The 25,355-nt window shown below is 72.3% G+C and carries 20 protein-coding genes; 7 read left to right on the top strand and 13 right to left on the bottom strand.

The genetic code is table 11. The annotated features are described in order from the left end of the window. Positions 1 to 166 precede the first annotated feature (166 nt). The 10 genes from ACWDX7_RS07940 to rsmH all read right to left on the bottom strand — a co-directional run bounded on the left by ACWDX7_RS07940 (position 167) and on the right by rsmH (position 13,056). Positions 167 to 868 carry a cell division protein FtsQ/DivIB gene (locus ACWDX7_RS07940; protein ID WP_451492491.1) on the bottom strand — a complete coding sequence of 234 codons (702 nt, stop codon included), beginning with the start codon at positions 866 to 868 and terminating at the stop codon, positions 167 to 169. A gap of 256 nt (positions 869 to 1,124) precedes the next feature. Continuing rightward, entirely contained in the window at positions 1,125 to 2,219 is a 1,095-nt protein-coding gene (murG, locus tag ACWDX7_RS07935) for an undecaprenyldiphospho-muramoylpentapeptide beta-N-acetylglucosaminyltransferase (RefSeq protein WP_355412530.1), read from the bottom strand. 6 nt (positions 2,220 to 2,225) lie between these two features. Further along, positions 2,226 to 3,587 (bottom strand): putative lipid II flippase FtsW, encoded by a 1,362-nt coding sequence (gene ftsW, locus ACWDX7_RS07930; protein ID WP_451492447.1) that lies wholly within the window; start codon positions 3,585 to 3,587, stop codon positions 2,226 to 2,228. A 69-nt stretch (positions 3,588 to 3,656) separates the two neighbouring features. After that, complete coding sequence (gene murD, locus ACWDX7_RS07925) at positions 3,657 to 5,105, bottom strand: UDP-N-acetylmuramoyl-L-alanine--D-glutamate ligase (RefSeq protein WP_451492448.1); 1,449 nt, start codon at positions 5,103 to 5,105, stop codon at positions 3,657 to 3,659. Then, on the bottom strand, positions 5,087 to 6,157 hold the full coding sequence (gene mraY, locus ACWDX7_RS07920; protein WP_451492449.1) for a phospho-N-acetylmuramoyl-pentapeptide-transferase: 1,071 nt from the start codon (positions 6,155 to 6,157) through the stop codon (positions 5,087 to 5,089). The genes murD and mraY overlap by 19 nt, the downstream gene beginning before the upstream one ends. Next, positions 6,154 to 7,578, bottom strand: a complete 1,425-nt coding sequence (locus ACWDX7_RS07915) for a UDP-N-acetylmuramoyl-tripeptide--D-alanyl-D-alanine ligase (RefSeq protein WP_451492450.1) — start codon at positions 7,576 to 7,578, stop codon at positions 6,154 to 6,156. The genes mraY and ACWDX7_RS07915 overlap by 4 nt, the downstream gene beginning before the upstream one ends. Further along, the gene (locus ACWDX7_RS07910) at positions 7,575 to 9,323 is read right to left on the bottom strand and encodes a UDP-N-acetylmuramoyl-L-alanyl-D-glutamate--2,6-diaminopimelate ligase (protein ID WP_451492451.1); all 1,749 of its coding nucleotides are present in this window, start codon (positions 9,321 to 9,323) and stop codon (positions 7,575 to 7,577) included. The genes ACWDX7_RS07915 and ACWDX7_RS07910 overlap by 4 nt, the downstream gene beginning before the upstream one ends. A 44-nt stretch (positions 9,324 to 9,367) precedes the next feature. Next, positions 9,368 to 11,383, bottom strand: coding sequence for a peptidoglycan D,D-transpeptidase FtsI family protein (locus ACWDX7_RS07905; RefSeq protein WP_451492452.1), 2,016 nt, complete (start codon positions 11,381 to 11,383; stop codon positions 9,368 to 9,370). A gap of 75 nt (positions 11,384 to 11,458) precedes the next feature. Continuing rightward, positions 11,459 to 12,130 (bottom strand): septum formation initiator, encoded by a 672-nt coding sequence (locus ACWDX7_RS07900; RefSeq protein ID WP_451492453.1) that lies wholly within the window; start codon positions 12,128 to 12,130, stop codon positions 11,459 to 11,461. Continuing rightward, complete coding sequence (rsmH, locus tag ACWDX7_RS07895; RefSeq protein ID WP_451492492.1) at positions 12,127 to 13,056, bottom strand: 16S rRNA (cytosine(1402)-N(4))-methyltransferase RsmH; 930 nt, start codon at positions 13,054 to 13,056, stop codon at positions 12,127 to 12,129. The genes ACWDX7_RS07900 and rsmH overlap by 4 nt, the downstream gene beginning before the upstream one ends. A gap of 439 nt (positions 13,057 to 13,495) precedes the next feature. On the opposite strand from rsmH, the gene ACWDX7_RS07890 reads away from it, so the two are divergent. The 4 genes from ACWDX7_RS07890 (at position 13,496) to ACWDX7_RS07875 (ending at position 18,991) form a co-directional block, all read left to right on the top strand. Continuing rightward, a complete protein-coding gene (locus ACWDX7_RS07890) occupies positions 13,496 to 14,047 on the top strand; it encodes a beta-class carbonic anhydrase (protein WP_451492454.1) in 552 nt (183 codons plus the stop codon). A gap of 137 nt (positions 14,048 to 14,184) precedes the next feature. Continuing rightward, positions 14,185 to 15,195 (top strand): AAA family ATPase, encoded by a 1,011-nt coding sequence (locus ACWDX7_RS07885; protein WP_451492455.1) that lies wholly within the window; start codon positions 14,185 to 14,187, stop codon positions 15,193 to 15,195. Then, positions 15,195 to 16,577, top strand: coding sequence for a DUF58 domain-containing protein (locus tag ACWDX7_RS07880; protein WP_451492456.1), 1,383 nt, complete (start codon positions 15,195 to 15,197; stop codon positions 16,575 to 16,577). The genes ACWDX7_RS07885 and ACWDX7_RS07880 overlap by 1 nt, the downstream gene beginning before the upstream one ends. Then, positions 16,574 to 18,991 carry a transglutaminaseTgpA domain-containing protein gene (locus tag ACWDX7_RS07875; protein WP_451492457.1) on the top strand — a complete coding sequence of 806 codons (2,418 nt, stop codon included), beginning with the start codon at positions 16,574 to 16,576 and terminating at the stop codon, positions 18,989 to 18,991. Before ACWDX7_RS07880 ends, ACWDX7_RS07875 begins: the two co-directional genes overlap by 4 nt. Before the next feature lie 430 nt (positions 18,992 to 19,421). Here ACWDX7_RS07875 and ACWDX7_RS07870 read toward each other — a convergent pair whose 3' ends face one another. From ACWDX7_RS07870 to ACWDX7_RS07860, 3 genes are all read right to left on the bottom strand, one after another. Beyond that, on the bottom strand, positions 19,422 to 20,054 hold the full coding sequence (locus tag ACWDX7_RS07870) for a TetR/AcrR family transcriptional regulator (protein WP_451492458.1): 633 nt from the start codon (positions 20,052 to 20,054) through the stop codon (positions 19,422 to 19,424). A 72-nt stretch (positions 20,055 to 20,126) separates the two neighbouring features. Beyond that, positions 20,127 to 22,214 (bottom strand): YhgE/Pip family protein, encoded by a 2,088-nt coding sequence (locus ACWDX7_RS07865; RefSeq protein ID WP_451492459.1) that lies wholly within the window; start codon positions 22,212 to 22,214, stop codon positions 20,127 to 20,129. Continuing rightward, complete coding sequence (locus tag ACWDX7_RS07860) at positions 22,186 to 23,124, bottom strand: ATP-binding cassette domain-containing protein (RefSeq protein ID WP_451492460.1); 939 nt, start codon at positions 23,122 to 23,124, stop codon at positions 22,186 to 22,188. Before ACWDX7_RS07860 ends, ACWDX7_RS07865 begins: the two co-directional genes overlap by 29 nt. 176 nt (positions 23,125 to 23,300) lie before the next feature. Between ACWDX7_RS07860 and ACWDX7_RS07855 the strand changes: the two genes are divergently transcribed. The 3 genes from ACWDX7_RS07855 (at position 23,301) to ACWDX7_RS07845 (ending at position 25,313) form a co-directional block, all read left to right on the top strand. Next, positions 23,301 to 23,771, top strand: coding sequence for an SAV_6107 family HEPN domain-containing protein (locus ACWDX7_RS07855; protein ID WP_451492461.1), 471 nt, complete (start codon positions 23,301 to 23,303; stop codon positions 23,769 to 23,771). A gap of 92 nt (positions 23,772 to 23,863) precedes the next feature. After that, on the top strand, positions 23,864 to 24,622 hold the full coding sequence (locus ACWDX7_RS07850) for a class I SAM-dependent methyltransferase (protein ID WP_451492462.1): 759 nt from the start codon (positions 23,864 to 23,866) through the stop codon (positions 24,620 to 24,622). Between the two features lie 289 nt (positions 24,623 to 24,911). Beyond that, on the top strand, positions 24,912 to 25,313 hold the full coding sequence (locus ACWDX7_RS07845) for a DUF3040 domain-containing protein (RefSeq protein WP_451492463.1): 402 nt from the start codon (positions 24,912 to 24,914) through the stop codon (positions 25,311 to 25,313). Positions 25,314 to 25,355: the final 42 nt, after the last annotated feature.

The raw sequence follows: 25,355 nt of genomic DNA, 5'->3' as shown, positions 1-25,355 counted from the left end.
GTTTAGGGTTAGGGGTGTGTCTGTTCCATGGACTCTTCCGAACAGGACACTAAGTCGACAAGTAGCGCGTGTTCAACGAACACGCCGAACCTCCCGTTTTTCTTTTCACCCTATGTGATCACCCGGATCGCTGGCCAACCAGGGTGCGTCGGCGTTCGACCCGGAGTCAACTCTCCGACACGGCAGGGGCGGTGGGGACGCTCACGTCGAAGTGATCGCCCTTGGGCGCGGCTTTCAGCAGGGCGGTCAGTGCGCGCCCCTTGGCATCGCTCTGTTCGCCGCTTCCCCACCTCACCGTCCGCTCGCGGGTCAGCTCCAGCACGATGGAGTCGTACGACCCCACCGTGACCTGCACGGTCTCCTTGGAGATCGCCTCCGGAAGGCCCGCGGCGACGCGCACGGCCTCGTGCAGCAGCCGCTCTTCGTCGAAGCGGCGGGCGCTCGGGGACTGTCCCGCCTTCAATTCGAGGAGCGGAACACCCGTCGGCGCTTTCGCGACCGTGTCGAACCGCACACCGGAAGCGTCCACTTCCACGAAGTCGCCACCCTTTTCGATGAGCAGCACGGGTTCGCGTTCCGTCACTTTCAGCCCGATTCCATGAGGCCAGGCCCGCACCACGTCGACCGAATCGATACGGGGGAGCCGGCCGCGCACCCGGCTCTCGATCTCTTCCGTATCGATGGCCAGCAGGGGCGCGCCGACCGGGACGGCGGCGGCGGACAGGACCTGCTCCGCGGTGAGCACCTCGGTACCGGTGGCGGTGACCTTCTCGATCCGGAGCCAGGAGGAGCCGTAGAGCACCCAGGCGATGCCCGCGGCCGAAGTCACCGCGGCGAGGAGGAGGGCGAGCACGGGGCCCCGGCGCAGGCGCGTGCCGGGGCCCTGCGGGCCGGACCTCTGCGCGGACTTCGGCGAGCCCGAGGACGCCGAAGGCTTCGAGGAGTTCGAGGGGTCCGAGGACTCCGCGCGCTTCCAGAACCGGGCGAACCCGGACGGCTTCGGGGACTTGGGCGGCTTGGGAGAGCCGGAGCCCTTGCGGGCAGACCGGTCAGAGCCTGGGGTGCCGCGCTGTGCGGTCTTCGCTCCGGCCACTCCTGTGCCTCCTGCGTCTGTGCTTCGCCCCTCAGCGGGCTCTGTGGGCCGCGATCGCCTCGTACACCATGCCGACCAGCAGCTCGTCGGCGTCCCGGCGCCCGAACTCGCCTGCGGCGCGGGACATCTCGTACAGGCGGTGCGGATCGGACAGCACCGGAAGGACCTGGCCGAGCACCCACTCGGGCGTCAGCTCGGCGTCGTCCACGAGCAGGCCGCCGCCGGCCTTGACCACCGGCTGGGCGTTGAGCCGCTGTTCGCCGTTGCCGATCGGCAGCGGGACGTAGGCGGCGGGAAGCCCGACGGCGGACAGTTCGGCGACGGTCATCGCGCCCGCGCGACACAGCATCATGTCGGCGGCGGCGTACGCGAGATCCATCCGGTCCACGTACGGTACCGGCACATACGGCGGCATCCCGGGCATGTTGTCGACACGCGGCAGTTCGTTCTTCGGCCCGACGGCGTGCAGGATCTGGATCCCGGACCGCTGGAGGGTCGGCGCGACCTGCTGGATCACCTCGTTGAGGCGGCGGGCGCCCTGCGAGCCGCCGGAGACCAGCAGCGTCGGCAGGTTGGGGTCCAGGCCGAAGGCGGCGCGCGCCTCGGGGCGGACCGCCGCCCGGTCGAGGGTGGAGATGGAGCGCCGCAGCGGGATGCCCACGTAGCGGGCGCCGCGCAGCTTGCTGTCGGGGGTCGAGACCGCGACGGCGTGCGCGTACCGGGAGCCGATCTTATTGGCCAGCCCGGGCCGGGCATTGGCCTCGTGGACGATGATCGGCACCCCGAGCCGCTTGGCCGCGAGATAGCCGGGCAGCGCCACGTAGCCGCCGAAGCCGACGACGCAGTCGGCCTTGGTGCGCTCCAGGATCTGCTCGGCGGCCTTGATGGTGCCGCGCAGCCGCCCCGGAACGGTGATCAGCTCCGGGGTCGGCTTGCGGGGCAGCGGTACGGCGGGGATCAGCCCCAGTTCGTAACCGCGCTCCGGCACCAGGCGGGTTTCGAGTCCGCGCTCCGTGCCGAGGGCGGTGATGCCCACTGAAGGGTCCTGCCTGCGCAGGGCGTCCGCGAGGGCGAGCGCCGGCTCAATGTGGCCGGCGGTCCCCCCACCGGCGAGTACGACATGCACCGAAATTCACCGCTCTCCGGACGGACGCCTCTTGACGCGCCGTCTCATCGATTTCCATCTCACCCCGGTCCGCTTCCAGCCGGTCTTCGGCTGTCGCATCGCGAGGGCCGCACGCGCCGCCGGCTCTTCCCGCGCGAAGGCGATGAGCAGTCCGACCGCGAACATGGTCGGCAGCAGGGCTGACCCTCCGTAGGAGAACAGCGGGAGCGGGACTCCGGCGATCGGCAGCAGGCCGAGCACCGCACCGATGTTGATCACGGCCTGCGCCGTGATCCAGGTTGTCACGCCTCCCGCGGCAAACCGTACGAAGGAGTCCTCCGTGCGTCCGGCCACGCGGATACCCGCATAGCCTAGAGCCGCGAACAGGGCGAGCACCGACAGCGTGCCCGCCAGCCCCAGTTCCTCCCCGGTGATGGCGAAGATGAAGTCGGTGTGGGCTTCGGGTAGTTGCCCCCATTTTTCCACACTCGCACCCAGACCGGAACCGAACCATCCGCCGGAGGCCAGGGCATAGATCCCGTGGACGGCCTGCCAGCAAAGGTCGTTCTTGCCCGGTTCTGTCGCGCCGAGGCAGGCCAGCCGGTCCATGCGGTGCGGACTGGTTTTGATCAGCAGTGCGACGATCACACCCGCGAAGGCGAGTACGCCCACGAACAGCCGCGTCGGAGCCCCCGCGAGCCACAGCAGGCCGAACAGGATGGCGCCGAGGATCATCGCGGTGCCCATGTCCCCGCCCAGCATGATGAGCCCGAGGAGCAGGAAGGCCACCGGGACCAGCGGCACCAGCAGGTGCTTCCACTGGCTCAGTAGCCCCTTGTCGCCCTTGCGCGCCAGCAGGTCGGCGCCCCACAGGATCAGGGCCAGCTTGCCGAACTCACTGGGCTGCAGCATGAAGGGACCGCCGAGGGAGATCCAGTTCTGGTTGCCGTTGATCGACACTCCTATCCCGGGGACCTGGACCAGGACCATCAGGAAGAGCGTGCCGGCGAGCACCGGATAGGAGAGCGCCCGGTGCAGTTTGACCGGCATCCGGGAGGCGATCAGCAGCAGCCCGGCGCCCAGCAGGGCGGCCACGAACTGCTTCTTGAAGAAGTACGCGTCACCGAGGCCGAGCTGGAGAGCCTTGATCATGGAGGCCGAGTAGACCATCACGAGGCCGAGCACGGTGATGAGCAGCGAGCTGCCGAAAATCAGGTAATACGCGGTGAGCGGTCGGTCCCAGGCCTTGCGCAACTGCCCCTGCGTACGCCGCAACCGCGTCAGCGGCCCGCGCGCCGCGGGCCGCCTCGTCCTCACCACCGGGCGCGCCCGGACCCGTTCCTTCACCGTGGACGGCCGTCGCCCCGGCAGCACTTGCTTGGCCGGCATCTGTGATCTTCCCCTCCACTCGTACGAGGCGAGCAGCCGGCCGGAGGGACCTCTCCTGGAGCCCTTGGCCTAGGCGCTCTCGGCGGCCAGTTCGCGCACCGCGTCGGCGAATGCGTCCCCACGCTTGTTGTAGTTCGCGAACATGTCCATCGAGGCGCAGGCGGGCGCCAGCAGGACCGTGTCGCCGGGCTCGGCGAGCGTGGCCGCTTCCCGGACCGCTGCGAGCATCGCCCCAGTGTCGGTCCGGTCGAGGTCGACCACCGGTACCTCGGGGGCGTGTCGCGCCAGCGCCTCGGCGATCAGGGCGCGGTCGGCGCCCATGAGCACCACACCGCGCAGCCGCTTGGCCGACTTCTGTACGAGCTCGTCGAAGGTCGCGCCCTTGGCGAGGCCGCCGGCGATCCAGACGACCGGCTCGAAGGCGGCGAGCGAGGCCTCGGCCGCGTGCGTGTTGGTGGCTTTGGAGTCGTCGATGTAGGTGACGGAGGCGATCTCGTCCACGTACGAGACGCGGTGCGCGTCGGGGCGGAAGTCGCGCAGCCCGTCGCGGACCGCGCGCGGCTCCACGCCGAAGGCGCGGGCGAGGGCCGCCGCGGCGAGCGCGTTGGCGATGTTGTGCGGGGCGGGCGGGTTGACGTCCTCGACGTGCGCCAGCTCCTGGGCGTTCTTCTGCCGGTTCGCCACGAAGGCGCGGTCGACCAGGATGCCGTCCACGACGCCGAGCATGGAGGGACCGGGGGCGCCGAGGGTGAAGCCGATCGCCCGGCATCCCTCTTCGACGTCGGCCCGCTCGACGAGTTCCTCGGTCCGCGGGTCGGCCGCGTTGTAGACGCAGGCCACCGTGTTGCCCTCGTAGATGCGGCCCTTGTCCGCGGCGTACGCCTCCATCGTGCCGTGCCAGTCCAGGTGGTCCGGGGCCAGGTTGAGCACGGCCGCCGAGTGGGCGCGCAGCGAGGGCGCCCAGTGCAGCTGGTAGCTGGAGAGCTCGACGGCGAGGACGTCGTACGCGCCCTCGTCCAGCACCACGTCGATGATCGGGGTGCCGATGTTGCCGACGGCCGCGGTGCGCAGACCTGCGGCCTTGAGGATGGACGCCAGCATCTGGGTGGTGGTGGTCTTGCCGTTGGTCCCCGTGATCGCGAGCCAGGGGGCGGCCTTCGGGCCGCGCAGCTGCCAGGCGATCTCCACGTCCCCGACCACCTCGACGCCGGCCCGCGCGGCGGCCGCGAACAGCGGGCTGTCGGGCTTCCAGCCGGGCGAGGTGACGACCAGTTCCGTGCCCTCGGGAAGGGTTTCGGCCGCGGAGGTGCCGTCCGGCAGCGTACCGAGGCGTACGCAGACGCCCAGTGCCTCCAGTTCGGCGGCGCGGGCCCGGTTGGCCTCGCTGTCGACGCCGTCGACCACGGTCACCGATGCGCCGAAGCCGGCCAGGGCGCGGGCGGCGCTGATGCCGCTCACGCCGAGACCGGCGACGGTGATGTTCTTGCCGTGCCAGGAGGTCACTTGTCGGCTGCCCATCCCGCGTAGAAGATTCCGAGACCCACGATCACGCACATGCCCTGGATGATCCAGAAGCGGACCACGACGAGGACTTCGGACCAGCCCTTGAGTTCGAAGTGGTGCTGGAGCGGCGCCATGCGGAAGACCCGCTTCCCGGTCAGCTTGAAGGAGCCGACCTGGATGACGACCGACATGGTGATGAGGACGAAGAGCCCGCCCAGCAGCGCGACCAGCAGCTCGGTGCGCGAGCAGATGGCCAGGCCGGCGAGCGCGCCGCCCAGCGCCAGCGAACCCGTGTCACCCATGAAGATCTTGGCGGGTGAGGTGTTCCACCACAGGAAGCCGAAGCAGGCGCCCATCAGGGCGGAGGCGACGACCGCGAGGTCCAGCGGGTCGCGGACCTCGAAGCAGGCGCCCGGATTGGTCAGGGTCTGCGCGTTGGCACAGGCCTCCTGGTACTGCCACACGCCGATGAAGGTGTAGGCGCCGAAGACCATCACGGCGGCGCCGGTGGCCAGGCCGTCCAGACCGTCGGTCAGGTTCACGCCGTTGGACATCGCCAGGATCATGAACAGCGCCCAGACGACGAACAGCACCGGGCCGATCGACCAGCCGAAGTCGGTCACGAACGACAGCTTGGTGGAGGCCGGGGTGTTGCCGCGGCCGTCCGAGAACTGGAGCGCGAGCACCGCGAAGGCGATGCCGACGATCAGCTGGCCGGCCATCTTCGCCTTGGCCCGCAGGCCCAGCGAACGCTGCTTGACGATCTTGATGTAGTCGTCCAGGAAGCCGACCAGGCCCATGCCCGCCATCAGGAAGAGGACGAGTACGCCCGAGAAGGACGGGTCGCTGGAGGTGAGCACCTTCGTCAGGGCGTACGCGATGAGCGTGGCCAGGATGAAGGAGATGCCGCCCATGGTGGGCGTGCCCTTCTTCCCGGCGTGGCCGCGGGGGCCGTCGTCGCGGATGAACTGGCCGTAGCCCTTGCGGGCCAGACCCTTGATCAGCAGCGGGGTGCCTACGAGGGTGAGGAAGAGTCCGATGACTCCGGCGAACAGGATCTGCCTCATCGGTCGGAGACCTCGCCCTCGCGCTCCAGCAACGCCAGCGCGACCCGCTCCAGGCCGACCGACCTGGAAGCCTTCACCAGCACGACGTCACCCGGGCGCAGTTCACTGCGCAGCAGGTCGATCGCCGCCTGCGCGTCGGACACGAGCACCGACTCCTCACCCCACGAACCCTCGTTATATGCGCCCAGTTGCAGCCAGGACGCTTCCCTGCCCCCGACTGCGACGAGCTTGCTCACGTTGAGCCGGACGGCAAGCCGTCCCACCGCGTCGTGCTCGGCCAGCGACGCGTCACCGAGCTCGGCCATGGGACCGAGCACTGCCCACGTGCGTCCCCCGTCGGCCCTGGCGGCGCCGCCCATCGCGGCAAGCGCGCGCAGAGCGGCCCGCATGGACTCGGGATTCGCGTTGTAGGCGTCGTTGACGATCGTCACACCGTCCGCTCGCTCGGTGACCTCCATCCGCCACCGGGACAGCGAGCCCGCCTCGGAGAGCGCGGTGGCGATCTCCTTGACGGGCATGCCCAGTACGTGGGCGACGGCGGCCGCGGCGAGCGCGTTCGACACGTGGTGCTCACCGTACAGGCGCAAGGTCACTTCGCCGCACCCGGTGGGTGTGTGGAGTGTGAAGGAGGGTTGTCCCGCCGGTGTCATCCGGACCTCGGTGGCCCGTACGTCGGCCTCCTCGGCCTCTCCGAAGAGGACCGTACGGGCCTTCGTGCGGCTGGACATGGCGCGTACGAGCGGATCGTCGGCGTTGAGGACGGCGACTCCGCCGTCGGCCTCCGCCGGCAGGGCCTCGACCAGTTCGCCCTTGGCCTGGGCGATCTGCTCGCGGCCGCCGAACTCACCGATGTGGGCGCTGCCGACGTTGAGTACGAGTCCGATGCGCGGCGGGGTCAGACCGGTGAGGTAGGCGATGTGGCCGATGCCGCGGGCGCCCATCTCCAGCACCAGGTGACGGGTCTCCTCGGTGGCCTTCAGGGCGGTGAGGGGCAGCCCGATCTCGTTGTTGAGGGAGCCCGGGGTCCACACGGTGGGCGCGTGGGTCTGGAGCACCTGCGCGATGAGGTCCTTGGTGGAGGTCTTGCCGGCGGAACCGGTCAGGGCCACCACGTCGGTGCCCAGGCGCAGGGTGACCGCCCGGGCGAGGGCGCCGAGCGCCTTCTCCACGTCGGGGACGACGATGGCGGGCACGCCGACGGGCCGGGCGGCGAGGACGGCCGCCGCGCCCGCGGCGACCGCGCGCTCGGCGTAGTCGTGGCCGTCGACGTGCTCGCCGTCGAAGGCGGCGAAGAGGCTGCCGGCCTCGACCTGGCGGGAGTCGATGACGACGGGGCCGCTGATCCGCACCGACGGATCCGGTATGTCGTGGGGCCGCCCGCCGGTGATGTCGGCGATCTCGGCGAGGGAGAGGGGGATCACTGGTTCACCTCGGCCTGTCGGACGTTCGCGTCGTGGGTGTGCGCGGGGTGCGGGTGCGCCTGCGCGGCTTGGTCCTGCGCGGCCTGCCGGCGTTCGATCGCGGCGCGGAGCACCACGCGGTCGTCGAAAGGACGTACGACTCCCCCGGTGTCCTGGCCCTGCTCGTGGCCCTTGCCCGCCACCAGCACGGTGTCCCCCGGCTCGGCGCGCGCCACGGCGGCGGCGATGGCCGAGGCCCGGTCGGCGTCCACCAGGACGGCGGCCCGCTCGGCCGGCGGGACGGACACGGCGCCTTCCAGCATCGCGGCGAGGATCGCGAGGGGGTCCTCGGAGCGCGGGTTGTCGGAGGTCAGGACGGCGACGTCGGCGAACCGGGCGGCCGCGGCGCCCATCGGGGCGCGCTTGGTCGTGTCGCGGTCGCCGCCGCAGCCGAGGACGATGTGGAGCTTGCCGGTGGTGACCTCGCGCAGTGCGCGCAGGACCGATTCGACGGCGTCCGTCTTGTGCGCGTAGTCGACCACGGCGAGGTACGGCTGTCCCGCGTCCACCCGCTCCAGCCGGCCGGGGACCCCGGGGACCCGGGCGACGCCGTCGGCGGCGCTCTGCGGGTCGAGGCCGGCGGCGGCCAGGGTGACGACCGCCGCGACGGTGTTGGCGACGTTGAACGGGCCGGCCAGCGGCGCGGTGCACCGTACCCGCGCTCCGTCCGGCCCCACCAGGGTCAGGGTGGAGCTCGCGGGGCCGAAGACCACGTCCTGCGCGTACCAGTCGGCGTCCCGGTCGCCCTCGGCGGAGAAGGTGACGACCGGGACGGTCGCCTCCTTGGCCAGGCGGCGGCCGTACTCGTCGTCCACGTTGACCACGCCGAGGCGGGACCGGCGCGCGGTGAAGAGCTGCGCCTTCGCCTGGAAGTAGTCCTCCATGTCGGAGTGGAACTCCATGTGCTCCGGGCTCAGGTTGTTGAAGACGGCGACGTCGAAGACGCATCCGTCGACCCGGCCCAGCACCAGGGCGTGGCTGGAGACCTCCATGGCGACGGCCTCGACGCCGCGTTCGCGCATGACGGCGAAGAGGGCCTGGAGGTCGGTGGCCTCGGGGGTGGTCCGCTCGGACTTGATGCGCTCGTCGCCGATGCGCATCTCGACCGTGCCGATGAGGCCGGTCGCCCGTCCCGCCGCGCGCAGGCCGCCCTCGACGAGGTACGCCGTGGTGGTCTTGCCGGAGGTGCCGGTGATGCCGATCTGGAGCAGGTCATCGCCCGGCCGCCCGTAGATCGCGGCGGCGAGCTCGCCCATCCGGCCACGGGGGTCGGCGACGGTGAGCACCGGCAGCCCGGTCGCGGCGGCGCGTTCGGCGCCCGCCGGATCGGTCAGCACGGCGGCCGCGCCGAGTCCGGCCGCCTGGGCGGCGAAGTCTGCTCCGTGCAGCCTCGCGCCGGGCAGGGCCGCGTACAGGTCACCTGGGCGCACCGCACGGGAGTCGTGCGTGATGCCGGTGATCCGTGTGGCGCCTGGCTCGGGGAGACCCAGCAGGCCGGCCAGCTCGCCCAGGGGGGTCGGGCGGACGGACAGCGGCCGGGGCGCCCCCGGCGGCGCTGCCGGGGCGTCTTTCTGGGTGGTTCTGGGCTGATCAGCGTGGGACACGGCGGTGAGCGTACCGGGCGCGGCGGGCCCGTCGCGAAGCGAGGTGCCGGGCTCGGCTCCGGCGGCCGGCTGGTTCCCGGGTTCCGGGGTGATCGTTGTCACTGATGGTGCCTCACGCGTTCGTGGCGGGCCGGCCGGGCGGTGGGTCACCGACCGGGCTGCGGGCTGGGCTGCGGGTCGGGCTGACGGCCGGGCTGCTGGCCCGGATCGAAGGTGACCGGGAGCCCGGCGGGATCGGTTCCGGTGGGGGCGACCTGGAGGGTCTTGAGGGCGAACTCCATGACCTTCTTGTAGATGGGACCGCAGATCTGGCCGCCGAAGTAGCTGCCCTTCGTGGGGTTCTGGATGGCGCAGTAGACGGTGATGCGCGGTTTGTCGGCGGGCGCGAAACCGGCGAAGGAAGCCGTGTAGCCCTTGTAGCGGCCGGTGGCCGGATCCACCCGGTTGGAGGTACCGGTCTTGCCGCCGACCCGGTAGCCCGGGATCCGGGCCTTGGTGCCGGTGCCCTCCTCGTCGTCGACCACCGATTCCAGCATCTGCGCGAGGGTCTTGGCGGTCTCCGGGCTGACCACGCGGGTCTGCGCCGGAGCGGGGGCCGGGGTGAAACGGCCGTCGGGGCCCTTGGAGCCGCGCACCAGCGTCGGTTCGATGCGGACGCCTTCGTTGGCGATGGTCGAGTACACGGAGGCCGCCTGCATGGCGTTGACGGACAGGCCCTGGCCGAACGGAATCGTGTACTGCTGGGAGGTCGACCACTCCTCCGGTGGGGCGAGGATGCCGCGGGATTCGCCGGGGTAGTCCAGGCCGGTGGGCTGCCCGATGCCGAATTTGGTCAGGTAGGAATGCAGGACCTTGTTGGCCTCGGGCTGGGTGGCACCGAGCTGGCCGGTGGCCAGGATGGTGCCGATGTTGGAGGACTTGGCGAGGACGCCGTTGAGGGTCAGGTACCAGGTCGGGTGGTCGACGTCGTCCTTGAACAGCCGGTCCCCGCGGTGCAGGCGGTTGGGGACGGTGACGTGGGTGTCCGGGGTGGCCTTCTTCTCCTCCAGTACGGCGGCCATCGACATCACCTTGGCGGTGGAGCCGGGTTCGTACACGTCCTGGAGAGCGGCGTTGCCCATGGCGGTGGAACGGGCCCGGGTCAGGTCGTTCGGGTCAAAGCCGGGGGCGTTGGCCATGGCCAGCACCTCGCCGGTGCGGGTGTCCTGGACGATGACGTAGCCGCGGTCGGCCTCGGACTTCTGGACCTGCTCGGCGATGGCGCTCTGCGCGGCCCACTGGATGTCGCGGTCGATGGTGAGTTCGATGTTCTCGCCGGGCACGGCGGGCTTCCCGCTGGAGCCCGCGGTGGGGACGTGGCGGCCGCCGGACTGGGCGTAGGTCACCTGGCCGTCCTTGCCGGACAGCTTCTTGTCGAGGGAGGACTCCAGGCCGCCGCCGCCCTTGCCGTCGGCGTTGACGTACCCCAGTATCCCGGCGGCGAGGTCGCCGCCCGGGTACACGCGCTTGCTGCTGTTCTCGTTGAAGACGCCGGCCAGGACGTTGGCGCCGGGGCCGTTGTTCTTCTTGTCGGCCGCCGCCTTCTCCTTGAAGACCCGCTTGAGGTCCTTGATCTGGTTCCACACCTGGGGGGTCTGGCGGTGGGCCAGGACGACGTACCGGGTGTTCTTCGTCTTCAGCAGCTCGGTGAGCTCCTTGGCGTCCTTGCCCAGGATGGGGGCGAGGAGCGCTGCGGCCTGCTCGGGGGCGTCCGGGGCCTTGCTGTCCTGCGGGGTGAACATCTTCGGGTCGGCGGTGATGTCGTAAGCGTCGACGCTGGTCGCCAGGGCCACGCCCTTGCGGTCGGTGATCTCGCCGCGCTCGGCGGCCAGGGTGACGCTCGTGTAGCGGTTCTTGGAGGCCTCGGCGGAGAAGGCCGAGGCGTCCACGGCCTGCACCTGGAGCAGCCGGACGACGAAGGCGGCCATGACCAGGGTCAGGCCGACGCTGACGAGGCGCAGCCGGGGACGGGGGCTGCCGAGCCGGATCGTGTGGGGCTTGCGGGGTGCCGCGGGCCGCCGGGTCGCCGGGCGCGAGCCGGGGCGGCCGGTGGCGCGGGCCCGGTCGCCGGGCCGCGGCCCGGCGGGCCCGGGCAGCCGCCGCCGCGGCTCGCCGGCGCTCACGCGGCCACCGCCCGCGCGGGGCGGGGGCCGGCGGGCGGCGGAACGGCGGAAGCGCCTGCCATCGAAGTCACGACGTCACCTGCCTGGGTTGGGGGTGGGCTGCTGTGAGGGCGGCGGGGCCTGCGGCGGGCTCTCAGCCGAGGCCGGGGCAGAGGCCGGGCCGGAAGCGGGGGCCGGAGCGGAAGCCGGGGCGGAGGCGGAGGCCGCGGTGGAGGGCCCCGTCGCACCCGGCGCGGGGACGGCGGCGGCCTCGGACGGCGGCGCGGACGGGGACGGCGGCGGAGGCGGAGGCGGAGGCGGAGGGGGTTCGGCCTCCGCCGCCATGCCGGTGACCTTGCCGTCCGCGCCGATGAAGACCGGGCTGCCGCCGGGCACCAGCCCCAGTTCCCGCGCCCGCCGCTGGAGCGCGTCCGGGGCCGAATGGGCGTCCACGTCCCGCTGGAGCGCCTGCTCCTCGTCCGTCAGGGTCGTGGTCTGCCTCTTGAGCTTGCTCAGCTGGAAGGAGCCCTCGTTCAGGGCGGAGTTCAGCAGCAGCAGGCTGATCAGGCCGCCGCCGAGCAGCGCCACGACCAGCAGGACGAACGGCATCTTGGCCGCCTGCCCGGCGGGGCCGCCCGCCCGGCCACCGGCGCCGCCACCGGTTCGCGTACCCGCCGCGGGCCGGCCGCCGAGCGCCCGACCGAGCCGGGCCGCCTGCCCGCGCGTCGCCGTGGCCACCTTGCCGGCCCGGCCGCCGCCCGCCGTCACAGGTTCGCCTCCCGGATGCGCTCGACCCCGCGGAACCTCGCCGGAGCGGCCCGCCGGTTCTCGGCGATCTCCTCCTCGGTGGGCAGCTCGGCCCCGCGCGTCAGCAGTTTCAGCTTCGGCTGGTACTTCTCCGGGACCACCGGCAGCCCGGGCGGGGCCGTGGTGGCCGCGCCGGCCGCGAACACCTGCTTGACCAGGCGGTCTTCCAGCGAGTGGTAGGAGAGCACCGCGATCCGGCCGCCGACGGCGATCCGGTCCACCGCCGCCGGAATGGCCCGCTCAAGCCCGGAGAGCTCGCCGTTCACCTCGATCCGCAGCGCCTGGAAGGTCCGCTTGGCCGGATTGCCGCCGGTCCGTTTGGCGGCCTGGGGCAGGGAGTCGCGGATGAGTTCGACCAGCCGGGCGCTGTTGGTGAAGGGGTCCTTCTCGCGCTCCTTGACGATCGCGGAGACGATGCGCTTGGCCTGCTTCTCCTCGCCGTACTGGCGCAGGATCCGTACGAGCTCGCCGGGCGCGTAGGTGTTGAGCACCTCGGCGGCGCTGATGCCCGTCGTCTGGTCCATCCGCATGTCCAGGGGTGCGTCCTGGGCGTACGCGAAGCCGCGGTCGGCCTCGTCCAGCTGCATGGAGGAGACGCCCAGGTCGAAGAGGATGCCCTGGACGGCGGGGATGCCCAGCCGGTCGAGCACCTCGGCGAGGTCCGCGTAGATCGCGTGGACGAGGGTGGCCCGGTCGCCGAAGCGCGCGAGCCGCTCGCCGGAGAGCCGCAGGGCCTCCTTGTCGCGGTCGAGGCCGATGAGGTGGACCTCGGGGAACCGGGTCAGCAGGGCCTCGCTGTGGCCGCCGAGGCCGAGGGTGCAGTCGACGACGACGGCCCCGGGCCTCTCCAGCGCCGGGGCCAACAGGTCCAGGCACCGCTGGAGCATCACCGGGACGTGTCGGGACTCGCTAGTCAAAGCGCCCTCTCAGATAACGGCGCGACAGGCGTACGCACCGCCGGGTCCCCGCCCGCCCTGAAAGGGACCGGTCCGCCGGCGCCGGGGAAGGTGGCGCCGGCCGGCCGGGAGCGGGAGGGGGCCGGGCCGTACGTACGCGCCGCGCACGCGGGGTGTTCATCGGGGGCCGGACGGCCGTCAGGGCCGGGCTCCGGCCGGTTGGCGCCACTTTAGTGCAACGGTCGCCGCGGTCAACGAACCGCCCCGCGCGCCGTGCACCGGGCCGCGACCGAACCCGCGAATGCCGCGAATCACCCGGACGGCCGCCTCCGTCCCACGCCTGTGGGTTAGCTCACAACCTGACACGTTGACCTTCTTTGTCCACTCTCACCGGCTGCCTTTACCAGCTGTGACCATTAACGTCGTACCCATGACGACTTCCGCATCCCTGCCCGCCGAATCCGCACCTCAGGCGCCCGGCGGCGGTTCCGTCATCGACCGCCTGGTCGAGGCGAACCGCGCGTACGCGGCCCAGTTCACCGACCCCGGCATGGACGCCCGACCCGTGCTGCAGGTGGCCGTCGTGGCCTGTATGGACGCCCGTCTGGACCTGCACGCCGCGCTGGGGCTGAAGCTCGGCGACTGCCACACCATCCGCAACGCCGGCGGCGTGGTCACCGACGACACCATCCGCTCGCTCACCATCAGCCAGCGGGCCCTCGGCACCCGCTCGGTGATCCTGATCCACCACACCGGCTGCGGTCTCGAAAAGCTGACCGAGGACTTCCGGCACGAGCTGGAGGACGAGGTCGGCCAGCGTCCCGCCTGGGCCGTGGAGGCCTTCCGGGACGTGGACCAGGACGTCCGCCAGTCCATGCAGCGGGTCCGGACGAACCCCTTCCTCCTCCACACGGACGATGTGCGAGGCTTCGTCTTCGACGTGCACACCGGGCTGCTGCGGGAGATCGATCCCACCTCGTGAGTGACACAACGCCGTGACGCCGTCAAGAATGCGGGAAGACGCCACCCGGGAACCCCCCGGGCCGGTGTCCGTGTTTCGGGGTGGGCCGGTCATGCGCCAAGGGCGTCGGCCCGGAGAAAGGGCCGAGGAGAACCAAGGTGACGACGTATGACGACCGAGCGAGCCTCGCGGATCTGACGAGCACGGCGGAGCGGGTGCGCCACTCGGTCGAGAGCGTTATCGAGGGCAAGCCCGAGGTCGTGCGCCTCGCGCTGACCGTGCTCCTCGCCGAGGGGCACCTGCTGATCGAGGACGTACCGGGCGTCGGCAAGACGATGCTCGCCAAGACCCTCGCGAAGTCCATCGACTGCTCCGTGCAGCGCATCCAGTTCACGCCGGACCTGCTGCCCTCCGACATCACCGGCGTGAGCATCTACGACCAGCAGCGCCGCGAGTTCGAGTTCAAGCCGGGCGCGATCTTCGCCCAGATCGTCATCGGCGACGAGATCAACCGGGCCTCGCCGAAGACGCAGTCCGCGCTCCTGGAGTCGATGGAGGAGCGCCAGGTCACCATCGACGGCACGACCTACGCGCTGCCGAGCCCCTTCATGGTGGTCGCCACCCAGAACCCGGTCGAGATGGAGGGCACCTACCCCCTCCCCGAGGCCCAGCGCGACCGCTTCATGGCCCGGGTCTCCGTCGGCTACCCCAGCCCCGAGGCCGAGCTCCAGATGCTCGACGTGCACGGCGGGCTCTCCCCGCTCGACGACCTCCAGGCCGTCGCGCACGCCCACGACATCGTCAAGCTGATCGAGGCGGTCCGCGAGGTGTACGTCGCCGACCCCGTCCGCCGCTACGTCGTGGACCTGGTCTCCGCCACCCGCGCCCACCCCGATCTGCGCCTCGGCGCCTCTCCCCGCGCCACCCTGCACCTGCTGCGCGCCGTGAAGGCCTCGGCCGCGCTCTCCGGCCGGGACTACGTCCTGCCCGACGACGTCCAGGCCCTGGCCGGCCCGGTCCTCGCGCACCGGCTGCTGCCCACCGCGCAGGCCCAGCTGAACCGGCGCACGGCCGAGCAGGTCGTCGTGGAGATCCTCCAGCGCACACCGGTCCCGGCCGCTCACGTACGCGGCGAGATGCCGCCCGGCGCGGGCATCCGGGGCTTCTGATGAGCGCCGGTGCCCCGCGCGGCGCCGGTGGCCGGGCCGATGGCGAGCAGGGAGGCGGCGGGCTGCGCGCGTCCCTGTCGGGACTGACCACCCGCGGCCGCTCCTTCCTGGCCGCGGGCATCGCCGCCGCCGCGTGCGCGTACGTGCTCGGGCAGGGCGAGCTGCTACGGGTCGGACTGCTGCTCGCCGTCCTTCCGCTGATCTGCGTCTGCGCCCTGCACCGCACCCGCCACCGCGTCACCGGCAGCCGCCGACTGACCCCCGGGCGGGTGCCCGCGGGCGACGAGGCCCGCGTGCAGCTGCGCCTGGAGAACGTCTCCCGGCTGCCCACCGGTCTGCTCATGCTCCAGGACCGGGTGCCCTACGTCCTGGGGCCGCGGCCCCGCTTCGTCCTGGACCGGGTCGAGCCCGGCGGGCGCCGCGAGGTGTCCTACCGGGTCCGCTCGGACCTGCGCGGCCGCTATCCGCTGGGCCCGCTCCAGCTGCGGCTGAACGACCCCTTCGGCCTGGTCGAACTGACCCGCTCCTTCAGCGCGTACGACACCCTGACGGTCATCCCGCGCACCGAGCCGCTGCCGCCGGTCCGCCTCACCGGCGAGGCCTCCGGCTACGGCGACGGCAGCCGCCGCTCGCTGGCCCTGGCCGGCGATGACGATGTCATCCCGCGCGGCTACCGGCGGGGCGACGACCTGCGCCGGGTGCACTGGCGCTCCACCGCCCGCTACGGGGAGCTGATGGTGCGCCGCGAGGAGCAGCCGCAGCGCAGCCGTGCCACCGTGCTGCTGGACACCCGCCGCGTCGCCTTCGACGGCGCCGGCCCCGACTCGGCCTTCGAGTGGGCCGTGTCCGCGGCCGCCTCCACCCTGGTCCACCTCCTCGAACAGAGCTTCTCCGTACGGCTGCTGACCGACACCGGGAGCTCGGTTCCCGGCGCGGGCGGCGGCGGGTTCTCCTCGGGCGGGCAGGAATCCGCGGAGGCGGCCGGGCTGATGATGGACACCCTCGCGGTCGTCGGCCACTCCGACGGCGCGGGGCTCTCGCGGGCCTACGACGCGGTGCGCGGCGGCGGCAGCGGCTTCGGCGCGGCAGGCGGTGAGGGGATCCTCATCGCCTTCTTCGGCGACCTGGACGACGTACAGACGGAAATGGCGGCCAAGATGTGCCGTCGCGGCGGCGCGGTGGCCTTCGTACTGGACTCGGCGGCCTGGGCCGGGCGCCCCGCGCCGGGGCAGGCACCGCTCCCCTTGGAGGAGCGGCTGCGCCGACTGCGCGACGCGGGCTGGACGGCGCTGGCCGCGGCGCCCGGCACGGCCTTCGGTGAGCTGTGGCGGCAGGCCGGGAACGCTCCGCTCGGTACGGGTACTTCCGGAGGTTGGGGATGAGCGGGCGGGCGAGACTGACGCTCTTCGCGATGCTGGCGACGCTGCTCACCTCGTGGTCGCTGGCCGCGCTGGTGGAATCGGCGGGCTGGCTGGCGCAGGCGGCGCTGCTGCTGGGCGTGCAGAGCGCGGTGGGGGCGGGGGCCCGGCGGGTACCGCTGGGGCGGTCCTTGACCGTGGCGGCGCAGCTGCTGGTGTCGCTGCTGCTGCTCACCTTCCTCTTCGGCGGGAAGGGCGAGTCCACCGGGACCGGGCCGCTGGCCTACCTGGTGACGGACTTCGGCGCCCTGTTCAGCCGCGGTGTCCAGGACGTGGGCCAGTACGCGATCCCGGCCCCCCTGACGGACGGCATCCGGCTGCTCCTGGTGTCCGGGGTGCTGGTGATCGGGCTGCTGGTGGACCTGCTGGCGGTGACCCTGCGCACGGCCGCCGCGGCCGGGCTGCCGCTGCTCGCGCTGTACTCGGTGGCCGCCGGCCTGTCGGACGGGGGCGGGGCCTCCTGGCTCTCCTTCCTGCTGGCGGGTTCCGGCTACCTGATGCTGCTGCTGGCCGAGGGCCGCGACCGGCTCGCGCAGTGGGGCCGGGTCTTCGGCGCGGCCCCGCGCGAGCGGGTGTCGGCCGCCTCCGGCCTGGGAGGCGGCGCGGGCGGGCAGGCGACGGCTTCGGTGCGCACCGGGCGGCGGATCGGCGCGCTGGCCCTGGGTGTGGCGCTGGCGGTACCGGCGGCCCTGCCCGCGCTCGGCGGCGGTTTGCTGGGGGCGCGGGGCGGCGACGACGGCGGGGCGGGCGGCGGGACGATCTCGGCGGTCAACCCGCTGGTGTCCTTGCAGGGCAATCTGAACGCGCAGGACAACCGGGTGGTGCTGCGGTACCGGACGGACAGCCCGCAGCAGGGCGAGCAGTACTTGCGCATCCTGGCGCTGGACGAGTTCAACGGGGTCAAGTGGGAGGCCTCCGGGCGGCCGCTGGTCGACGTCCCGAAGCGGATGCCCGTCCCGCCCGGGCTCGCCGAAGCGGTCCGGGCGGACGCGGCCGAGGTGCAGACCAGCATCTCCGCCGCGGAGGGCTACACCCAGCGCTACCTGCCCATGCCGTATCCGGCGACGGCCGTGGACATCGGCGGGAAGTGGCGCTTCGAGCCGGCCGGCCGGACGCTGGTCGGGGACCAGCTGGGCAACGACCGGTTCCAGAGCGTGCAGGGCGCCAGTTACCTGGTGCGCAGCCTGCTGCTGCGGCCGACGGCGCAGCAGTTGCAGAGCGCCCCGCAGCCGAATCCGGCGATCCGGGCCGAGTACACGAAGGTGCCGGACAATCTGCCGCCGGTGGTCGGCGAGACGGCCCGCGAGGTCACGCAGGGCTCGAAGGACGACTACACCCGGGCGGTCCGGCTCCAGGACTACTTCGCCGTGAAGGGTGGCTTCCGCTACAACACCCGGACGGCGTCGGGCACGGGTCCGGAGGCCGTCGGCCGGTTCCTCGCCGACAAGGAGGGCTTCTGCGTCCACTTCGCCTTCTCGATGGCGGCGATGTCCCGTTCCCTGGGCATTCCGGCGCGGGTCGCGGTCGGGTTCACGCCCGGTGAGAAGCAGCCGGACGGCAGCGTGAACGTGTCGATGCGCGACGCGCACGCCTGGCCGGAGCTCTACTTCGAGGGCGTGGGCTGGACGCGGTTCGAGCCGACGCCGCGGTCGGGCCTCACGGTGCCGGACTACTCACGTCCGCAGGCGCCGGCGGTCCAGCCGTCCGCGCCGGCGCCGCTGCCCTCGCAGGGCGCGGCCGAGCCGTCGGCGGCCCCGTCCACGAACGAGGACTGCCCGCCGGAGCTGAAGAAGCTCGGCGAGTGCGGCGCCGCGGCGCCGGATGGGAACACGGCTTCGGGTGACGGCGGTCCCTCGCCGGTGACGGTCCTCGGCTGGGTGGCCGCCGTGCTGGCGGTGGTGGGTCTTGTGCTGCTGCCGGTGCTGTGGCGCGGCCGGCTGCGGACCCGCCGCCTCGGGACCGGGGAGGTGTCGGCGGCCTGGCGGGAGCTGGGCGACGCCGCCTGGGACGTGGGCATCACCCCGGACGAGGCGCTGTCCCCGCGCCGGGCGGCGGCTCGCGTGGTGGAACTGGGCCGTCTGGAGCCGGATGCGGCCGCGGCCGTGCACCGGGTGGCGGGCGCGCTGGAGCGGTCCCTCTACGCGCCGCCGGGCGCGGAGGTCCCGTACGAGGCGCTGGCCGGGGACGTGCTGCTGGCCCGGGCCGGGCTGCTGGCGGCGGTGAACCGCCGTACGCGGCTGCGCGCCCTGCTGCTGCCGCCCTCCGCGGCGCGCGTGGGCTGGGAGGTCTCGGCCCGCTGGGCCGCGCTGGCCTCGGCGGTGTCCACCCGGCTCACGGACGCCGGCGCGCGGCTCCGGCTCCCGCTGCGGCGCGGCTGACGCCCCGGCCCCCGGCGGCCTGTCGGACCGGGCTGCCGGACCGGGCTGGCGGACGGCGGTGAGTGGCGGGGCCGACGCCCGGGCGTCAACCGCTGTGACGAGAAGAAACGCCGGTGCGGCGAGGCTCGATCCCCCCGAGCCCCGCCGCACCGGCGTTGTGTGTCACCGGGTTCCCATCCCCCTCCCGGCCCCCGGAAGGAGGTACCCGGTCCGCTCCGCAGCCCCGTGTCGGCGGTGCGGACCAGGCCTCCTGTCCGTTGCTCCCAGTCTGGCGTCCGCGCAGGTGGGAGGCATCCGTGCGGGTACTCATCTCCGTGCCTAGGTACGGATACTCAGTCGCCGCGGCGGGCCCCACCAGTTGTACGGGCCGCCGTGCCCGCGCGGCACCGCCGACCGGGGGTCGCGGAGCCGGACGGGCCCGCCTGGGCGGTCAGCGGTTGCCGCTGACCCGGCCCCGCAGCAGCAGCGACAGCGCCGAGTGGACATCGTCGAGGGACCGCTCGCTCTGGAACGACTGCCAGTCCAGAGCGGCCACCAGCACCATCCCGACCAGCGCGGCCGCGGTGAGCGGAACGTCGATCTCACCGCTCAGCTCGCCCCGCTCGACGCCCTCCCGCAGCACCGTCTCCACGACCGCCACCGCCTCCTGCCGGACCACCATGAGCGTGGACTGCCAGGTCCGGTTGGTCCGCCACAGTTCGGCGACGTACAGCTGGGTGAAGGCCGGGTACCGGTCGATGAAGACCAGGCCCGCCCGGATCATCGCGTCGAGGGACTCGACGCGGCTGCCGCCCCGGGCCTCGGTCTCCTGCGCCGCCGTCCGCAGCGAGACCGTGAGCAGTCCGACGCCGTGCCGCAGCAGCTCCTCGAAGAGGTCGTTCTTGCTGGCGAAGTTGTAGTAGACGGTGCCCTTGGCGACACCCGCCCGCTCGGCGATCTCCTCGACCGTGGTCGCGGAGAAACCCTGTTCGGCGATCAGGGTGACGGCCGCTTCGTAGAGCTTCTGCCGCGTGGCCTGGCGCCGGCCGCCACCCGCGGCCGTACCGGTGCTGCTGCTTTCCATGGCGCTGATTCTCACAGGTCGCACTTCTTTCACAGGCACGGTTCTCACCGGCACGGTTCTCACGGGCACGGTTCAGAGGCTCAGTTCCGGGTGCAGCCGGTCCATCGTCCACACCTGCTTGCCGCGGGCGGCGAGCGCGGTGAGGGCGAGGGCGCCCGCAGTGAAGGCGGCCAGGACGGCGCAGCCCTGCCAGACGGGGGTGAGGTCGCCGCCGGTGATGAGTTTGCGCAGGCCCTCGACGACGTACGACATCGGCAGGTACGGGTGGACGGCGTTGAAGAAGTCCGGACTGGTCTCGACGGGGTAGGTGCCGCCCGCCGAGGTCAGCTGGAGCATCAGCACGGCGAGGACCAGGATCCGCCCGGCGGCCCCGAACTTGGCGTTGAGCCACTGGACGATGGCCGCGAAGCAGCCGGTGACCAGCATCAGGAAGGCGACGGTGAGGGCCGGGCGGGCCATCTCCAGGCCCAGGCCCCAGTGGAGTACGGACATCAGCGCGCCCACCTGGAGGACGCCGAGGCCCGCCACGGGCAGCCAGCCGGCGAAGGCGATCCGCCAGGGTGAGGCGCCGGAGGCCAGGGCGCGCCGGTTCATCGGGGCGATCAGCATGTAGGCGACCATCGCGCCGACCCACAGCGAGAGCGGGATGAAGTACGGGGCGAAGCCGGTGCCGTAGTTGGGCGCCTTGTGCAGCGACTGGTTGGCGAGCTGCACCGGGTCGGCCATGACCTGGGTGCGGGCGTCGCGCTGCTCCTTGTCGTAGTCGGGAATCTTCCCGGCGCCGTCGTGCAGGCCCCCGGCGAGCTCTCCGCTGCCGTCGACGAGCTTGAACATGCCGCCGTCCAGGGTGTGCGCGCCGGCGCCGAGCTTGCCGACGCCGGCGTCGATGCCGGCGGAGCCGTTGGTGGCCTTGCCGAGGCCGGTGTGCAGCTGGGCCATCCCGGTGGCGACCTTCTGGGCGCCGGTGTTGAGTGCGTTGACCTTGGCGACGGCCGCGTCGAGGTCGGCGGAGAGACCGGGAGCCGCCACGACGAGGTCCCGGGCCTTCTTCTCCAGGTCCGTCAGCTGGGTCCGGAGCTTGCCGACGTCACCGTTCGTGTTCTTGACCAGCGTGTCGACGTCCCCGGTGAGCTCGGCGGCCTCGGCCATGTCGTCCCTGATCCACTTCAGGTCGGAACAGGAGGCCAGGTGCGGCTCGGCGCCCACGGTGACGCAGTGCTGGGTGTAGTACGCGTCCGCGCGGGTGGAGGCCTTCTTGGCGGCGGATGCCGCGCGCGGGGCCTTCTCGGCGAACGCGCCGAGGTGGTTGTTCACCACCTTGGCGGTGTCCGCGACCAGCTCGGCGGTGTCCGCCAGGTTCTTGGGGTCCTTGACGAAGGGGCGGGCCTTGGACGCGGCGCCGTTGACCTTGTCGGCGAGGGTCTGGGTGCCCGCCGCGACGTCCCTCGTGCCGGTCTCCAACTGGCCGGCGGCCGAGTTGAGCTTCTTCAGTCCGCCGGCGAGCTCGCCGGTCTTCTCCTTGGCGGTGTCGAGGCCGTCCGCGAGTTGCTTGGCTCCCTCCTGCGCCTTGCCCGCGCCGTCCTTGAGCTTGTCGGCGCCGTCGGCGGCCTCGGCGGTCTTGTCGTGCAGGTCGGAGAAGGAGACGAAGATCTTGTCGAGGAAGCCCCTGGAGGCGTTGGCGGAGGCCGCCGAGCGGACCTCGGCGAAGACGGTGCGGGAGATCGAGCCGACGACGTAGTTGTTCGAGTCGTTGGTGCGGACCTGGAGGGCCCCGGTGGTGGGGTCCTCGCCGGAGCTGGAGGCGATCTTCGCGCTGAAGTCGGCGGGCATGGTGAGGGTCAGGTAGTACGTCCCGTCCTCCAGGCCCTCGGCCGCCTGCTCGGCGCTCACCTCGCGCCAGTCGAAGGTCCTGCTGTCGCGGAGCTTCTTGGTGATCTCACCGCCGGCGTCGAGGCGCTTGCCGTCGACGGTGGCGCCCTGGTCGGAGTTGACGAGGGCGACGGGCACCCGGTCGAGGCGGCTGTACGGGTCCCAGAAGGACCAGAGGTAGAGGGCTCCGTAGAGCAACGGCAGCAGGAGCAGCGCGACGAGAGCGGCCCTGGGCAGCTTCCCCCGCCCGAACCGCTTGAGCTCAAGCGCGGCGAGCTTCGGTGAACGCATCGTCCGCCCCCTTCGTGTCGTCCTCGTCGGTCGTGTCGTGGCCGGCCGGGCCGCTGTCGCCCGGGCCGTTGCCGGCGGCGTCCCGGTCGGCCGGGCCGCCGTCGGCCGGGGCTTCTTCGGCCGTCTCAGCGTCGGCCGTGTCCGCGTCGGCCGTCTCTTCGTCAGTCGCGGCGGTCTCGACTTCGTCGGCCGGGTCGTCGGCCGGGGCGTCGCTTCCGGTGGTGACGGTCCTCAGGACCGTCACGTCCTCGGGGGCCTCGCTGCACACCGCGATCACGGTGGTCCCGCGGGCGGCGACCGAGCGGAGCAAGGACCAGGCCTCGACGCGTTCGGCGTCCGACAGCTTGAGATCGAGGTCGTCCAGGGCCAGCAGCCGCGGGGATCCCAGCAGCGCGATGGCCACGGACAGCCGTACGCACTCCAGGCGCTCCAGATCGCGTACGGAGGTCCGCGGGCCCTTGGGCAGCGCCTCCAGATCCAGCCCCGTGGCGGCCAGCGCCGCGTCGATGCGGGCCCGGCGGGCCCGTCGGGCGGCGCGGGGGCGGAGCAGGGCGCGGATCGGGGCGCCGTAGTGGCGCTGGAGCAGTTCCCCCTCGCGCAGTTGCTCGGCGACGGTGAGGGCCTGGTCGAGCTCGTTGACGCCGCTGACCGGTCCGAGAGCGGCGATCCGGCGGACCGCGGCCATCTTCTTCGGCAGCCGGTGCCCGCCGATCTCGGCGTGGCCCTCGGTGGGCTTCATCCGGCCGGTGAGCGCGAGGAGCAGGCAGGTCCGCCCGGTGCCGGAAGGGCCTTCGAGCGCGATGAGCGATCCGGGCTCCGCGTCGATGCCGACGCCTCTGAAGATCCACCCCCGTGGGCCCTTGAGTCCGAAGTCCTCGGCTTTGACGGCCGCGCCGTGCGGGCTGTCCACGCCATCCCCTCCCTTTTGAACTGACCGGTCAGTTCAAAAACTAGCATCCCTCGGCGCATCAGGCCCGCAGAAGGGGGCAGTTGCCCGGAAGGAGAGGACGAAAACGCAGGTCAGCGTGATTGTCAGTGGGCACCGTCACGATGAATACGGATGCACGTACCGACAGGAGGTTCGTCATGGCCACACCGTCCCCGTCCCCTGTCCACCCCGTCCTGCGGCGGTCGATGGGCTCACCGGCCGCCCTCGACCTGCTCGCCAAGGCCCGCAGCGGTCTGGCCGAGGCCGCCCGGCTGAACCGGCCCAATGAGCGGTACGCCACCGCCCACCTGGCGGCGCTGCGCACGGCGGCCGCCGTGCTCGCCGCGCGCGGCCGCCCCGAACCGGCGAACCAGCGGCGGCGGCCCCGGATCCGCAGCGCCTGGGAGGTACTGCCGGAGATAGCGCCGGAGCTGGCCGAGTGGAGCGCGCTGTTCGCCTCCGGCGCCGAGCGGCGGGCGCGGGCCGAGGCCGGGATAGCGGATGCGGCCAGTGGCCGCGACGCCGACGACCTGGTGCGCGCCGTCTCCATGTTCCTGCGCCTGGTGGAGCGGATGCTGGCGCTCCAAGCCCTGCCGCAGCCACGCCCGGAGCCCGCCGACGCGGGGTGAGCTGCGCGGCTGCGGAAGGCCATAGGGTGGGGGCAGGGGCGGGGCAGCACCGCTCACCCCCTTATCCCTACCGCGTCGAGGAGCCATCAGCCGTGTCGGACACTTCCCGCCCCCGCGCCTCCCTCCGCACCGCTGTGGTGTGGGAGGTCCTCAAGGAGGCACTCGACCGCCGGGTGAAGGCGACCGGGCGGGATGTGCTGGACGTGCTGGACACCGGTGGCGGCACCGGCAAGTTCGCCGTGCCGGTGGCCCGTCTCGGCCACCGGGTCACCGTGGTGGACCCCAGCCCGAACGCGCTGTTCGGGCTGGAGCGCCGGGTCGCCGAGGCGGGTGTCGCCGACCTCGTACGCGGCGTTCAGGGTGACGCGCAGGGCCTGTTGGAGGTCGTCGACCGCGAGGCGTACGACGTGGTGCTCTGCCACGGCGTGCTGGAGTACGTGGACGACCCGGCCGAGGGGGTGGCCAACGCGGTCGCGGCTCTGCGCCCGGGCGGCACCCTCAGCCTGCTGGGCGCCGGCCTCGGCGGCGCCGTACTGGCCCGCGCGCTGGCCGGGCACTTCACGGAGGCCCGTACCGCCCTGACCGACCCGGCCGGCCGCTGGGGCTCCGGCGACCCGATGCCGCGCCGCTTCACCGCCGAGCAGCTCGGCGAGCTGGTCGCGGGGGCCGGTCTGGCCGTCGGCGCGGTGCACGGGGTCCGGATCTTCGCCGACCTCGTCCCGGGCGTCCTGGTCGACACCGAGCCGGGCGCGGTGGAGGCGCTGCTGCGACTGGAGGAGGCCGCGGCGGAGCTGCCCGCCTTCCATGCGGTGGCCACGCAGTTGCACGTCCTGGGCGAGAAGCGGGCCTGATCTGCGTTCTTCCGCGACGGAGTCGGCCGCAGACCCTCCGATCCTGCCCTCGGCCCCGTATGATCGGGGCAGTGACCGGCATGGTGGACGGGCCAGTGGGGAATAAGCGCCTCAGTGGCCGCTGCCGCGGTGGTCCGGAATCGCGCATGGTTTTGCAGACTGTGTCTTTTGGGCCTTGTCTTTTTGGAACGTGGCGTTGAGGGCGGGTATCACGGGGGCGATTCCCCGCCTATCCTGAAGGGGACCCCTGGTCGCTACCCCCCGCGACCGACGGATGAGGAGGACTCCCGTGCCGCTCTCGGAGCACGAGCAGCGAATGCTCGAGCAGATGGAGCGAGCGCTGTACGCCGAAGACCCCAAGTTCGCGACAGCGCTTGAGGGAAGCGGACTGCGTACGTACACCCGGCGACGGGTCTACCAGGCAGTCGCGGGCATTGTGGTGGGTATCGCGCTCCTCATGACCGGTGTGATCGTGCCGAACGTACTGTGGGTCAGCGTGGTGGGATTCCTCGTCATGCTCGGCTGCACGGTGCTCGCGGTCACCGGTTGGCGCAAGGCACCCAAGCCCGGCGAGCAGCCCGTCTCCGGCAGTGAAGGCGGTTCGGCCCACGGCCGGAACCGGCAGCGTCGGTCGATGATGACCCGTATCGAGGAACGGTGGCAGCGCCGCCGTGACGAACACGGGCAGTAGGCCCCGTACAACGTGAGTGGGGGGACGGCCGCCGACGGCGGC

The sequence above is a fragment of the Streptomyces sp. NPDC003034 genome, assembly GCF_053591375.1.
The sequence above is the reverse complement of the archived record's forward strand: the minus strand, read 5'-3'. Positions and strand labels throughout refer to the sequence as shown.

Excerpts from the sequence above, each read along its gene's own strand:
- ACWDX7_RS07870 (WP_451492458.1), bottom strand. The coding sequence starts at position 20,054 with ATGGAAAGCAGCAGCACCGGTACGGCCGCGGGTGGCGGCCGGCGCCAG.
- murD (WP_451492448.1), bottom strand. The coding sequence starts at position 5,105 with ATGGGCAGCCGACAAGTGACCTCCTGGCACGGCAAGAACATCACCGTC.
- mraY (WP_451492449.1), bottom strand. The coding sequence starts at position 6,157 with ATGAGGCAGATCCTGTTCGCCGGAGTCATCGGACTCTTCCTCACCCTC.
- ftsW (WP_451492447.1), bottom strand. The coding sequence starts at position 3,587 with ATGCCGGCCAAGCAAGTGCTGCCGGGGCGACGGCCGTCCACGGTGAAG.
- ACWDX7_RS07855 (WP_451492461.1), top strand. The coding sequence starts at position 23,301 with ATGGCCACACCGTCCCCGTCCCCTGTCCACCCCGTCCTGCGGCGGTCG.
- ACWDX7_RS07880 (WP_451492456.1), top strand. The coding sequence starts at position 15,195 with ATGAGCGCCGGTGCCCCGCGCGGCGCCGGTGGCCGGGCCGATGGCGAG.
- rsmH (WP_451492492.1), bottom strand. The coding sequence starts at position 13,056 with ATGCTCCAGCGGTGCCTGGACCTGTTGGCCCCGGCGCTGGAGAGGCCC.
- ACWDX7_RS07865 (WP_451492459.1), bottom strand. The coding sequence starts at position 22,214 with ATGCGTTCACCGAAGCTCGCCGCGCTTGAGCTCAAGCGGTTCGGGCGG.
- ACWDX7_RS07890 (WP_451492454.1), top strand. The coding sequence starts at position 13,496 with ATGACGACTTCCGCATCCCTGCCCGCCGAATCCGCACCTCAGGCGCCC.
- ACWDX7_RS07875 (WP_451492457.1), top strand. The coding sequence starts at position 16,574 with ATGAGCGGGCGGGCGAGACTGACGCTCTTCGCGATGCTGGCGACGCTG.